The 14,393-nt window shown below is 44.2% G+C and carries 8 protein-coding genes; all 8 read right to left on the bottom strand.

Annotated features, from left to right (window positions below; genetic code table 11):
- Positions 1-3: 3 nt before the first annotated feature.
- Positions 4-1,515 (bottom strand): alpha-L-arabinofuranosidase family protein, encoded by a 1,512-nt coding sequence (locus BMW53_RS09360; protein WP_038555080.1) that lies wholly within the window; start codon positions 1,513-1,515, stop codon positions 4-6.
- Between the two features lie 76 nt (positions 1,516-1,591).
- The gene (locus BMW53_RS09355) at positions 1,592-2,563 is read right to left on the bottom strand and encodes a hypothetical protein (RefSeq protein ID WP_038555083.1); all 972 of its coding nucleotides are present in this window, start codon (positions 2,561-2,563) and stop codon (positions 1,592-1,594) included.
- Between the two features lie 16 nt (positions 2,564-2,579).
- A complete protein-coding gene (locus BMW53_RS09350) occupies positions 2,580-6,449 on the bottom strand; it encodes a glycoside hydrolase family 3 C-terminal domain-containing protein (protein ID WP_139178075.1) in 3,870 nt (1,289 codons plus the stop codon).
- Positions 6,450-6,473: 24 nt separating this feature from the next.
- Positions 6,474-7,625 carry an alpha/beta hydrolase-fold protein gene (locus BMW53_RS09345; RefSeq protein WP_038555086.1) on the bottom strand — a complete coding sequence of 384 codons (1,152 nt, stop codon included), beginning with the start codon at positions 7,623-7,625 and terminating at the stop codon, positions 6,474-6,476.
- Between the two features lie 28 nt (positions 7,626-7,653).
- Complete coding sequence (locus BMW53_RS20945) at positions 7,654-9,543, bottom strand: sialate O-acetylesterase (RefSeq protein WP_081804746.1); 1,890 nt, start codon at positions 9,541-9,543, stop codon at positions 7,654-7,656.
- A 39-nt stretch (positions 9,544-9,582) separates the two neighbouring features.
- A complete protein-coding gene (locus BMW53_RS09330; protein WP_038555088.1) occupies positions 9,583-11,166 on the bottom strand; it encodes a glycoside hydrolase family 43 protein in 1,584 nt (527 codons plus the stop codon).
- A gap of 235 nt (positions 11,167-11,401) precedes the next feature.
- Positions 11,402-13,798, bottom strand: a complete 2,397-nt coding sequence (locus BMW53_RS09325) for a glycoside hydrolase family 127 protein (protein WP_038555091.1) — start codon at positions 13,796-13,798, stop codon at positions 11,402-11,404.
- Between the two features lie 163 nt (positions 13,799-13,961).
- Positions 13,962-14,390 carry a hypothetical protein gene (locus BMW53_RS09320; protein ID WP_139178071.1) on the bottom strand — a complete coding sequence of 143 codons (429 nt, stop codon included), beginning with the start codon at positions 14,388-14,390 and terminating at the stop codon, positions 13,962-13,964.
- Positions 14,391-14,393: the final 3 nt, after the last annotated feature.

The raw sequence follows: 14,393 nt of genomic DNA, 5'->3' as shown, positions 1-14,393 counted from the left end.
TAATTATTTAATAGGAATTTCGATTTGTGTAAATGAATGCGCCGGGAAACTGTATAACAAGGTATTTCCTTTAAAACTTACCTGTTCTGATTCTACCTGAACAGGTTGCGCATCTTTTGTATTTCTGGTGTCAATCGATTCAGCATTGATCAGGTTTGCCGTTGCTTTTCCGGTGTATTCACCACTTTGCAAATCGATATTGGTTTCAATGGCATCGGTTTCGTGGCGGTTTACCACATTTATAATCACTTTATTGTCTGCTTCGTTTAAAACCGCTGTTACATCGAGGTAAGGAATGTTATTGAAAACCTCGTTGTCGTAATCATCGCAAATGGTTTTTACATCGAGTGCGGTGCCCAGGGCATTGTGCGAGTAAAGCGAAAAAGTATGGAATACTGAGTTTTTAAAATCGCCTTCCGGAGAATTGCCCACCAGGTTGGTAATCATGGTTATGTTGGCCATTTTCACCACATCGGCATGACGGATAAAAGAATTCAAATGCTGCGCCAACATCAGCGAACTGAGCAGTCCGCCAAAACCGGGCGAATATTCATCAAAAGAAATATAAACCGGACGTTCGGATTCCGATTTCACCATGGCTTTTTTGATGAGTGCCTGTGTGGTTTCAATTTTCTCATCAATATCCAATCCCAACGACATGTGGTCGGAAAAAACTTTGTTAGCACGACCACCAGGCAGCGCTTCGGTTGCATAGCGGTGTACCGATAAATAATCAATTTTTCCAATCATTTTATCCAGAACATACTCGTTCCAATCTACCCAATCGTTTCCGGGGCGGTACAAGGAAGCGCCCGATGCCACCAATTTCACATCTTCATCCAGCAGGCTAATCAGTTTTCCGGCTTCCAACGCCCATTTACAGTAGTCTTCGGCGCTTTTCTGTCCCATTTGCCACGGGCCGTCGATTTCGTTCCCCAGACCCACATATTTTACATTGAAAGGTTTTTCGTTGCCATATTTTATCCGCAGATCGGCATAATAAGTTCCGGCTTCGCCGTTGCAATATTCCACCCAATGGCGGGCATCATCGAGCGTTCCGGTACCGCCGTTTACACAAAGGAAATTATCAGCCCCAATCAGGCTGCATAATTTGGCGTACTCGTCGGTTCCCATTTGGTTCGATTCAATTTGGTTCCAGGCCAAATCGCGTTTTGCCGGACGCTGGTCTTTTGGCCCTATTCCGTCTTCCCAGTTGTAGCCCGAAACAAAATTTCCGCCGGGCCAGCGAACACTGCGAACATTCAATTCTTTTAACAAATCAATAAAATCCTGACGAAAGCCGTTTTCGTCTGCAAACGGCGATTCAGGATCGTAAATACTTCCGTACACCACAGTGCGAATCGGTTCAACAAAAGCACTGTAAATGTTTGGGTCGATGGTGTCAATCTGCCGGTCGATATCTATTTTGATACGGGCATTTTGTTGCGCAGATGCTGCTGCTGAAAGCAATGAAACTGCCATCAGACAAAAGGTAAGTTTTACTATTTTTTTCATTTGTTTGGTTATTGCTTCGACGGTATGTAGCCGGCGAATAATTATTGTTTATTGTTAGGTTTTCATTCTTCTAAACTCACAGTAATTCAGTATTTAGTAGTTGTACATAGTTATTCTCCCCTACAAGAATTATGTTTTTGTTGTTTCCCGAGATTACATAAATTTCGGCGTCCGTAATTCTGTATAACTGATGGCAATGCGAGCAGGCTGGAATGGTCATTAGTTTGCCCTGTGCCAGCAATAAGAGGTACTGATCGTGCATTGCATCATAAAAAATATCACGGGGCACTTCATTTAGTTTTGCTTTAAAACCATCCTCATCAGTGTATAACAGCGGGCGTTCGCTCCAAACGCTTCCTTTTGATGAGAAATACAAAACAGGTTCTCCATCGGTATTTTCACCCACCACTGCAATTTGATTTTGGGTAACCAGTATTTTACTGAACGTACACGTTTGGTAATACCCTATGTACATTTCATTAAAATCAATTACGTTCCATTCTGTTCCGTTGCTGGTATAAAAAATCTCGCCATGGTCGGTAAGTCCATAACAATAAGCTTCGTTTGATGATAAGGATTGAATGTTTCCTGTTAATTCCACGTTGGCAAATTCCAGTTTTTGGTCTAAAGACCCGATTCGTAATTCTCCTGAATTATAGCCTGCCAAAACTTTGTTTTTGAATAAAGTCAGACAATTAACGTTTTTGACTGTCTCCGAGCGAATTGGTTTAAAAACTCTATCCTCTTTTGCACAATAAATTGCCCCATTGCGACCCGCAGCAACCAGGTATTTCTCGTTGGCAGTAACAGTGTTGAATTTTACATCCGGAATGGTTTCAGACTGCACAATCTTGCCATCACCTGAAATCCAGTTAATACTACCTTTTTCTGAAACAGCTATGAATCCATCGCCGAAGGCTACAACCGAGATGTTGTCCGTTTCTTTTTTTACATTAAAATCAGAAGGAAAAGAAAACCCAATACCAAAACCAGCAAGCACGATTATCAGCGCTTGTAATCGTTTTGATATCAGGTTTCTTCGTCTCATAATATGTAAAAAGTGTTTATTTTAACCCACTGTTTTCAACTCTGAAATAATCAAATGCCACTTCAAACGGTGATTTTGGCTGATTGTTTTGCGGCATAAACCTTCTGAAACGTGCCATGCGGGCAGGCATCACGCCGTCGCAAGCCAACATCCCTGTCTGAATATTTTTCAGCACAACATGGGCCTTTCCAACTTCTTCGAATTTCTTTCCGTCGGCCGAGCAGTAAGCGGTGTAGGCATCTCCTTTTTTCACCAGTTTCAGCACCAGTGTGTTGTCATCTTTTATAATGTCAGCCATACTGATGTTTACTGTCGATTTTTCATCACCACCATTTTCAACCGAAAGTTCAACAGCACCGGGTTGCTCACCTGCCCCTTGTCCAAACCCTCTTCTTCCAAAACTGGCTTTGTACACCATTTTCACAAAATTGTCGTCGTCCTGGTAGGCAACCAAGCCTGCATTTTCAGAAAATCCTGTTGGTTTTCGCGAGCAAACAATTTTTGTTTCTATGATCCAGTCGGTGTTGGCACTTTGTAAAATCATGTTTTCAGCATCGTTACTTTCGCCTGCAATTCCACCTTTGGCACTGGTGATCACCAGCGAGCCTCCTTGTTTTGTTAAGCTCAGGTTGTCCGCTTTTTTACGAACAATATTCCACTGCTTGCCCAATTCTGCTGCTTCAAACTCGTCGCTTTCTGAGGCCACGCCAAAATTCACGGCATATTCATTTTTATCGAAAGTAATGTGATCGATCAGCGAAATGACTGCGGTTCCCGGCACGCCAACAGCCTGCTCAATCTTTACTTCAACATTGGCATCGTTTGCCGAGACCTCAACCACAGGCGCTTTGTCAGAACTGCTTTTTATCAGGAAACTATATTGTTTCGTTTCCGGGCTGAATCCTTTCACCGCTTTGTTGTTTACTTTAATTGATGCCGCTTTCAGATCGGGCATAACTTTTACGGGGAAACCGTCGGATTTTGTTTTTCCGTTAACCGTAACATGGGCGAAGATGGTAGCAACGCCGGTTCCTGTTGCCATAACTTTTCCGTTTTTATCCACTTCAGCGACAAGCGGATTATTGGAACTGTACACCACTTTTGCCTTCGAAATGTCGTAGAAACTGTCGTCGGTCAAAGCTGCGGTAACGCTGGTTTGTGCACTCTCGCCTTTTCGGAGTACCACCGTGCCACAATCAGCGACTACGGTTTTAATCTCGGGAATTGCCTTTCCACTCATGGTGGCACTAACTGTTCCCTTAATAGCTTTTGAGGATGTTCCGATTTCGAAGACATAATTTCCCTGATCGTAGGTAATTTTATCCTTTTCCAAATCCCAAAACCAGAGATCGGCACAGTTGATGTCGATGTCAACAGTTTTGGTTTGCCCCACCGGAATGGTAACACGCTGAAATCCTTTCAGTCGTTTGATCGGGCGCTCCAGTTCTGCAGGACTTTCAGGAGTTGTCATGTAAACCTGAACCACTTCGTCGCCATCGTAAATCCCGGTATTTTTAACATCAACGCTGATGGTAATTTTATCGTTTGGTGTAATTTTATTTTTGCTGATTCTGAAATTACTGTATTCAAACGTGGTATACGACAATCCGTATCCGAATTCGTAAGAAACATCTTTATCAAAATACCACAATGTCCGGCCATTTTTGTTGGCTCCACCGCGAAGTGTATAATCGGTAATTGGCGGAAGATCGTTCAACGATTTGTACCAGGTCGCATTGAGTTTTCCTCCGGGATTGGCATCGCCAAACAAAATGCTTGCAATGGCATCGCCCTGCGCCTGTCCGTTGTAACCTACCCAGATAATTCCGGGAATATTTTGCAGGTGCTTGAATTCCTCAACCTCCACACATCCCAGCGTTTGCATAACAACAATGGTATACGGATTTACGGCTGCCACCGCTTTAATCAGATCAACCTGGTTACCCGGAAGCAACAAGGTCAGACGGTCGGCCTCTTCCGTAGCTGTTTTTTCATCGGTACCAACAAACACCACAGCCACATCGGCATTTTTAGCCGTTTCAATGGTTGCGTCATCAATCGGAGCATCGTTGGGTGCCGAGTAACAGAAATATAAGGTTTGCGCTTCGGTAACACCCAGTTTATTCACCTTCATTTTCATCATGCTGCCACCGCCATATACACCCCCGGCGCGTTTTCCTGAAGCAACGGTAGCGTTTAAAGTAGCCACCAGGTTTCCGTCGGGCGAACCTACTCTAACTTCAATAATTCCACCTTCTGTTGGAATATTCACCACAATTCCCATGCTGTCGACATCCGCCAGATCAATGTTTTCGTAGGCTGTCCACGAGCCATCGTCAATGGTTCTCACCTGCACGGTTTCGCCCATTCCTGAGCCCACGGTTATTCCTGCTGAGGCTGCAGAGTATTTTGTAGCATCATGTTTACTAACTGAACCGTTACTTTTATAAAGCTCAAAATTTGCCACATACAACAGGTTACTTTTACTTAAAGTATTTCCTCCTGAACTATGCACCACCTCGGTATTATATCCCTTTTCTTCCAGGTATTTTTCAATTCCTTTAAGCGGAGAAATCATATTATCGGCTTCCGGTCGTCCGGAATAAGGGCCAAGTTCCACTTCGTCGGCCTGTGGCCCGATCAGAGCAATTTTACTTAACTCTTTTGGGAATAATGGAAGCGCCTGCCTATTGGTTGCTGCCAACACATCGTTCTTCATCAACACTGGAGTTTTTGTGGCAATTTCTTTCGCCAGCTGTCGGTGCGCCTCCGAGTTAACGGTTGTTGGCGGGAACAGCGCATACGGAACCTGTGACGGCGGATCAAACTCCCCGGTTCTCATTCTAATAGTAAAAATGTTTAGCAGTGCCCTGTCGATATCGGCCATCGAAATCAGGCCTTGATTATACGCATCGATAGTGCTGCGCTGGTACACATTTCCACAATCGGAATCAACGCCGGCTTTTAAACCCTCTGCAGTTGCCTCTTCACCGGTTTCAACATAATAGTGACCGGTATAAATGTCTTCAATGGCAGCACAGTCGCCGGTAATGTAACCTTTCATTCCGTAGGTTCTGCGGGCAATCGTGTCCAGATAATACGGGCTTGCCGAAGTTGGCACGCCGTTTACCGCGTTGTACGACGACATAATGGAAGGTAAATCGTCCTCTTCAATCAGTTTTTTGTAGGGTGCCAGGTAGAATTCGCGCATATCGCGACTGTCCATGTTCGAGCTGCTTACATGCCGGTCGAATTCGCTGTTGTTAGCCAGATAATGTTTGGCACTTGGCACGGTTTTCAGGTAATTCGGGTCATCCCCCATCAAACCTCGAACAAAACCCGCTGAAATTTGTGACACCAAAAACGGATCTTCGCCATACGACTCACCTGTTCTTCCCCATCGCGGGTCGCGAATCGGTTCAACCACCGGCGACCAATAAGTAAGTCCTTTTGTTCCGGTGGCATTTATAGCACGGGCTTCGTCAGAAATAGCTTTAGCCTCTCGCTGGATTAGCTCGGGATCCCACGCAGAACCCAGCGCCACGCTATTGGGAAAGGATGTTGGTCCCTGAATCCCGGCACCGGGATCAGCAAAACCCAATACACCGTGTAGTGCTTCACTCCAGGTATTATAAGCTTTTACCCCCAACCTTGGTACGGGTGCCATATTGTTTCCAAGCTGGCTTTGTTTTTCTTCCAGTGTCAGCCTCGAAACGAGATCTGCGGCACGTTCCTCAAACGAATATGCCGTATTCAGGTAGATTGGCATTTTAGAAACCAGCGTTTTATCATCAGCAGGTTTTAAGGCCATAAATAGTCCAATGGCTAAAACTCCCGCAAAAACAAACAGGCTTCTTTTTATGAATTTGTTGTTCTTATTAAACATTTTCCTGAGTATTGAATGTTTCAATTATTTGAAAAGTAGCGGTGCAAATTCATTCAATGCCCGTCGCCAGGTCAGCCATTCGTGAGCTGTGCCCTGAGATTCGTGAAATACGATATTATCAATACCGTGTTCTTTGAGTTCGAGTACCTGATCTTTCGGATTCCGTTCTTCAGTACCAGTACTAATAAAAAGAAGATTCATTTTTGAATTAAATGCCTCAGCATCTTTAAACACACCGTTAAAAGCATCAACGGCATCACCACGAACAAAAAATCCGCTGAATGTTCCCATCCATCCAAACATATCCATGTTGCTGAATACGGTCATTGTGGTTTGGAAACCACCACGGGATAATCCGGCCATAGCACGGTTTTCCCTGTCGGTTTTAGTGCGGAAGGTTTTATCGATATATGGCACCAGATTTTTGGCAAATATTTCGGTTACGTTTCCTGAAGCTTCGCGTACATCGGAATTGGTTTTGATATCGCCACTTGGCATCACCACAATCATAGGTTCTGCTTTTCCGGCAGCAATCAATCCGTCCATAATATTGGCCATGTGACCTTGTACCGACCAGCCATTTTCATCTTCGCCCCAGCCATGAACGAGGTACAAAACCGGGTACTTTTTGTTCGGATTGGCTTCGTATTCGGCAGGAACATACACATTAATATGGCGCTCCAAACCGTTAATATCCGACCAGTAATGAATGGAACGAATCTGTCCGTGCGGAATACTCTTGTTGAAACGGTAATAATCGCCTTCGGGGCCTTCGGGAATTTCAATACCCGACGATTCCCAGTTGCTTCCAAAAAATGCTTCGCTATTTCGATCCATCACAGCCACTCCGTCAATCAAGATAGCATAGTAGTGAAAACCAACCACCTGCGGATCCGACTTGCAGGTCCAAACACCACTGGTATCTTTGGTCATGTCGTATTTTTTCCCGGCCAGATCTACCTGCACTTTTTGTGCTGTAGGTGCCACCACTTTAAAAATAGCTTCGCGTGTTTCGGCATTTACCGCCGGATAACGCGCCAAAAAAGTATTTGTTGAAGACGGTTTGAAACCTTCGGGTAGTGGTTCGGTTTTTTGTCCAGGCTGCATGCCCGCAAACTGGGCTGAAACCACGCTGCAAAGCAAGATTGCAGCCAATGTTATATATAATTTTCTCATGATTATTTTATTGGTTTATTGATTTGAATTACAGTTTGTATCTTTTACCCAGAATGAGTTTATCTCCTGAGTCGTCGATTTTATAAACCTGAGGTTTTCGAGGGCCTTTTTCTTCGGCATGATGAATGATAAAAAGCCGCTCGCCATCGAACGTTGTGAAGATCATCCCGTGGCCGGAGTTATCGCCTTTAAACGAATCCTCTTCCTGAACCCAGGGGCCTTTTATACTTCCCGATTCAGAATAGGCAATACCCTGTGCATAGCGACTATCGCCCCAGCTCGACCAAAGCATTCCCAATTTTCCGGTTTGTGTTTTGAATAATTGAGGTCCGTCGGTTACCCAGCCCGGCATTTTCATACCAAAAGTCGCTTCACCAATGCTGTTCATTTCTTTCGACCAGGGCGCTTCACTGGCCCGGAACATGGTGGTTGGCTCTGCAGTCCGGTGCGTCAGATCTTTTGAAAGCGGCATGTAATCCATTGTACCATCAATCAGTTGTGTCCACTCGTGCACAAAAACCATGTAAACGGTATCGTTCTCTTCGTAAAGCGTTCCATCAATGATATCCCAATCGCGTGGACCAAGGCAAAAATCATACTCCTGAACCAGTGGTTTGTAAGGGCCTTCGGGCGAGTCGGCAACCAAAAGCTGAGATTGGTTGGTAGGCACTGTATAACGGCGCGCAACATGTTCGATCGGGTTCCCGTGGTCGTTCCAGGTTCCGGCCAGGTAATATTTATCGCCAAACTGGTGAATCTCGGCTGCAGCAACAAAGTTGCCATCCATCCAGGTTCCGGTGAGGTCGATTATAGAATACGGGCCGGTCCACATTTTCAGGTCTTTACTTTTATAAAGGCGGCCACCTGTTCCGGTTAAATAATACGTTTGTGTTGTTTTATCAGGAAAAATAAAAGGGTCGCTCATGGAAATTTCATCCAGCGAAACAGTTTTTATTTCGGGTTCCGGACGAGGAGGTCTTGGTGGGCGTTGACCACCGGGAAGCATCATTCCTCCGAAGTTTCGTTGCCCCACATTTGCCCGGGGAGCACCCTCGCCTCTGATAACTTTTGGCGCAGCACTTTTATAATCAAGCAGTGAAAGCATTCGTAAACCATAGCGTTTTCCTAACATGCGGTAACCTTCAGCGGTAAAGTGCAGGCCGTCGCCACGTTGCGGACATCCAACCGATGGGATTACATGTGCATTGGGAATTACGTCGGGCAGCGTGGCAATAATTTTATTCATACTTGCACACTGTCCATTCTGATCATCGCCAACCACTTCACCGGCCAGCAAAGGCACATTTTCGGCCTGAAGCCCCAAATCGGCAACCAGTTTTTCGTATACAACTTTAACTTTTTCAGTCCATAACGAATCGCCGGTATTCGACTCGCCCTGATGCAACAAAATACCTTTAATCACACCATCTTTTTGAGCCAGTTTGGCCATTTCAATCAAACGGCTATAAGGGTCATTATCATATGGTTTTAACATGCCCTTCATCCAAAATGGAGCTGTTTCCACATACGATTCACAACTATCCTTATCGAACAATTCAATTTTACAACCGCCAACGGCAACATTAATTACACCAACCTTAATGTGTTTTGGCAGATTTTCAACCAGGGTTCTGCCAAAATAATCGGCAGGCGTTAAACCTGTTTTGCAACGGCACAAAGGAGGTACTGCCGTGTACCAGTTTCCTTTAGTTCTGCCCAGTTCGGAACAATCGATGATTGACATCACCTGAAAGCGGGGATCTACGTCAACAGTATCCTGCGCTTCAATACGTGCATTTCCTTCCATATTCGACTGCCCGAAGCAGAGATAAATATGGAAATTCGGATCTTGCGAAAATCCTTTTAACTGAACTACCAACAGGGCAGCCAGTAGAAGAACATAAGTTTTAAGTTTCATTGTTTTACATTTTTGATTTAGTTTTTTTGATCATACAGTTTATTTATTCTGAGTGTCAGCTGAAATCTTATCAGTGATTCTGAAATAATCGAAATCGACGTATCCTCCTGTATTTTTCGTAGCGTAGTTAAACAGCCCAAAACGATAGCCCATAAAATGTTCCATCAGGGTATATTCCATCTTTAGCGGGCCGCCAATTGCTGTCCAGTTTTTCCCGTCGAGACTGTAATAAAAACGGGCAATATCTTTTCGTTCGCGGAAATCGCAGTCGATTTTAAAATACACTTCGTTTTGTGTTAGCGGAATACTTTCCAATTCCACCGGTGTTTCGGTTTCGTTGCTTATCATGTAAATGAATTTCTCGCCGCCGGTCATTTTTACACCCACTTGTCCGTACTTTCTTTGCAGAGCACACAATCCGGTATAATCGCCATCTTTCATGTTCGAAGCATCCATTAAAGTATTGGCCGAACTTACGGGACCAAAAGTTCGCTGAGTCAGTGTGTTTCTTGCATACACAAAGCTTTCGTCCACGCGGCCGGTAGTCAATCGCAGGTATCCTTTGCGGTCGTGTACCGACCAAAGCTCATTTACCGGGTTGTGGTTCCATTGCCAAACCAACGGCAAATCAGCGTCGTTCTTTTTGCGGGTAAATTCATCGGAGTTTACAATTCCGGGGATTAAACCTTTGCTTGCCGGTAAATCCAGTTCATCGGGAACTTTTCCATCAACACCCAAAACAGGCCATCCGTCTTCCCATTTTACAGGTACCAGGTACGGAATGCGGCCTACCGAGCCATTATCGCGGAAGAGGTAAGCGAACCATTTTCCATCGGGAGTGTCGATTAAACCGCCCTGTGCAACGCCTTTGTCCTGAAGGGCCACACGACCTTCCCAGGGACCTGTAATTTTATCGGCCCGGTGAACAACAACCGTGCGCATTCCGCCTCGCGGCCAGGTAATATCGAAGAGGTAATATTTGTTATTCACCTTAAAGAGTTGCGAACCTTCGGCACCCAGCATTATATTTTCGCCGGCCGGAGCACTGGCATTTTCAAGTAATACCTGTTCGGTACCGTCTTTCACCCCTGAAAGATCAGCTTCCAGTTCGGCCATCATTAATTTGCCATTTCCCCAGATGATGTAAGTTTTCCCATCGTCGTCGAAAAACAGGGTATGGTCGTGCAAACTTGGCTGAAACGAAATTTGTTCCCACTTACCTTTTTCAATGTCGTTTGTTGAAAAGATGTAGGTTTTTCCGGTGGTACTTGAAAAGGTTGACACATAAAATTTGTTGTTGTGGGAACGGATACAGCTGGCCCACGAACCTTTTCCGTAAGCACGCTGGCCGTTATCGAGATTAAGCGCATCAACATCGCCAAGTGTATCGTAAGCATAACTTACCATTTCCCAGTTTACCAGGTCGGTCGATTTCATAATGGGCACGCCGGGCGCCATGTGCATGGTGGTGCTACTCATGTAATAATTATCGCCAACACGTATCATCGACATATCGGGTACATCCGAATAAATAACCGGATTAATAGCTTTTTGTGCCTGCGCCAGACCCGCTTGAAAGGCGACCAGCACAAGAATCAGTAGAATAGTAGTGTATTTTTTCACTTGAATATAATTAAGTTATTATTTTGTATTTCAAACACATATGATATCTGCTTAATATTTGATGGTCGATACCCGTGGAACTCACATGACAATTTATTTATGTCCTTTTGTGTTCCTTAGACCATGCTCCTTTCATTCTGTTAAAATTGTTTGTTTTAAAGGTATAACATGGAACTCGCTCCGATAATTCGGGACTCGTTTCATGATCTTATATTTTATTTTTCAATCAAATTTCTTAGTCTTTTAGTTCAGTCCGTAACAAGCGAATCTCATACACTGCACCGGCTGTATTTCCGGGAAGCGCTTCAAACTTTATCCGTACATTGCTTTTACCTTCTACCATTGAATTGGGAATTGAATACACAATATCCTGAAAGGCGGAAATCTCCCAGCGACCAGTATTGTCTTCGGTTACCACCTTTTCATCGTCGATATAAATATTGAATTTGCGGCCTCCCCACTCTGCTCCCCAGTAACGCACAAAGAGGCTCAGGTTTGTTTCGGAATTGGTTGCAAAATCGTAACTGAAATAACCGCCACTTGCGGCTTCGCGGTAAAATTGATTTTGGTTATTTCCCGATCTTGATCTTTCCTGCTGCATGGCATGGTCGGTTTCAGGTTGTTGTTCGCCGGTAGCCACATAATCAACAGTTCGCTTTTCGATGGCCAGTTTGGCCTGTTCGTTAGCAGCAAGCGAATCCACATATGCCTGGTAACCATCGTTGGTTAAAGCGAGCCAATACATCATGTATCTTGCATCGTGAATCTGGCTAAACGGTTCAAGTGTTAAATCCATTGGATTCACCATTTTCACATTCAGCTTAAAATGAAGCGGCTTCCCATCAACCGGCTCCAGTTTGTCGCCCAGGTTCTCCATATCGTCTTCCACCAAAATTGGTGCTTTGTCGACCGGTAAATATTGACCACTTGAATATTGTCCCCAGCGGCCATCGTCAGCAATCAATCCTCTCAAATCTTCGGTTCCGGTTTTTGCTCCCAGCAGAATTGGCCCGTGCATAAAAGCAATGTATTCGGTCACATTTGGCAAATGCTCGATGGTGCTTTGCATAGGCAATTCAATTACTACTTCATCGCCTTTTTTCCATGTTCGGTCGATATTGATGTAGGAAGAAGGTTGAGAATTATATTCAAGCGCTTCGCCGTTTACTTTAATATTCAGCGCTCCGTTTTTTACCCAAGCCGGATACCTTACTTTTAAACGGAACACTGAAGTACCTTTTGTTATGGTAAGTTTTGTTTGTTCTGAATAAGGAAATGTTGTTTCCTGTTTTAGCTGAATGCCTTTTTCTTTCCAGTTGAGTTCCGAGGCCACAAACAAATTCAGGTACAAGTCGTCATCTGAATGCGTATAAATAAAACGATTGTACTGTCCGTGATTTTCCATTCCGGTTCCAACGCAGCACCACATGGCCTCGTTTGGCGCCGAGTACACACGGTAATGACGCGGGCGCGCCGGCGTAAAATAAACATAGCCGCCATGTTCGGGATGTTGTGTGGAAAGAATGTGATTGAACAGGGTACGTTCGTAATAATCGGCATATTTCGCCTCGGGATAAATACGAAACAAATCTTCGGTGAGTTTGAGCATGTTGTACGAATTGCAAGACTCGGGTCCGTCGTTTACATGCACAAAATCGATGCACGAACTTTCACTTGGAAAGTGCTCGCGGCGGCTGTTTCCGCCAAAAGCCAGCGAACGGTTTTGGGTAATGGTTTCCCATGAGAAGCGTGCCGCCTCACGGTATTGTTCATCGTTGTTAAGCTCGGCAATACGCCCGAAACCAATAAATTTTGGAATTTGAGTATTTGCGTGCTGATTATCAAGATTATCGATATCATTTGATAAGGGCTCCAGGAATTTATGGTGCGAAAAGCGCTTTGCAGCAGTCAGGTATTTTTCATCGCCGGTAATCTGGTAGGCATCTGCGTAAACTTCGTTCATTCCGCCATGTTCCATCCCCAGCATTGTTTCCATCTGCTGATCCGACAAATCTGCTGTCAGGTTAATTCCCCAGTCGCAGAATTTCAGAAACATATTTTTGGCCTCTTCGCTTTCGCCATACAACCAGGCATCGCGCAAACCGGCAAACATTTTATGCAGGTTGTAAAAGGGCGCCCACGAACCAAAATACACTCCAAAATCGCCTTTTTTAAATGTTGACCAAAGTTTGGCGCTATTCGGGAAACCGCCGGCATAGCCAACGCCCCATTCCGGGTTATTTACCGCATTGGCTTCCTGACATTCCTTTAACTCTTTCAACATGTAATCCATTCGGCGCTTGCACTCTTTGTTACCGGTTGCCGCATAGTTCATTGCCATAGCCGACAAGTAATGGCCGCCAACATGGCCATCGAGTCCTTCCCAGTTCGGATAGGTTGGTTTGCGGGGATCCAAACCGGCTTCTTTGCGGTAGGGTGCCAGAAAGCGATCGGCATCGTATTGCAACAAAACCTCTATATTCAGGTCGCGTGCTTTTTTAAACGGGCCATCCAGCAGTTGAACGTCGCTTAAAGGAAATTCATTGGAATACAGTTTTGTTTGGGCACACAAATGCTTCGTATCAGTGATTACAACTGATACAATTAGCAATATGTATAAAAGTTTATTCATGGTTTAATCTGTTCTTTAGTTCTTACTTTACCGGTCACTTGTAAATGGTCAGGCGGGATGTCGAAGTGAAATCCTGTCAGACCCGCAGGAAAGCGGGCGCAAGGTTTGACTTGCCAGACCGCTGAAATCCCGCCTGCCATATTACAATTTGTTGAACTGTAGTTTAATTCTTTTTTAATTTCTCAGTAATCATATCGATTTGGCTACCTGCACTAATTCGATTTATAACAAAAAGTATGAACCCAATTATTGCTCCAGCAAATAGTGCGCTTTTCCATCCTATTTGGATGAGGAGTATCATTCCAATCGTTGTAATACCCCATGTTAAAAGTATTTTTAAAATTATTGAGTCAATATTCAAATACCACTTGATTATACCATTGTTATTATCAATTTGAACTTGTCCTTGCAAAGAAATATAAAACAGTTTTCTCCAATTTTGCCTCATGTCAGTTGTGAGATTATGTTTCCCCTTAAAACACATATTCTCAGTATCTGTAATAATAAGTCCAGACTCAGAAAGAGATTTTAAACATTTTTCTCTTTCTATTATCACTCCACTTTCTATATGTCTTTTTATCAATATTTGCATTTT

Origin of the sequence: Draconibacterium orientale (assembly GCF_900111425.1) — a bacterium.
Classification (GTDB): Bacteria; Bacteroidota; Bacteroidia; order Bacteroidales; family Prolixibacteraceae; genus Draconibacterium; species Draconibacterium orientale.
Note: the sequence above shows the minus strand (reverse complement) of the source record. Positions and strands in the feature narration are given on the sequence as shown.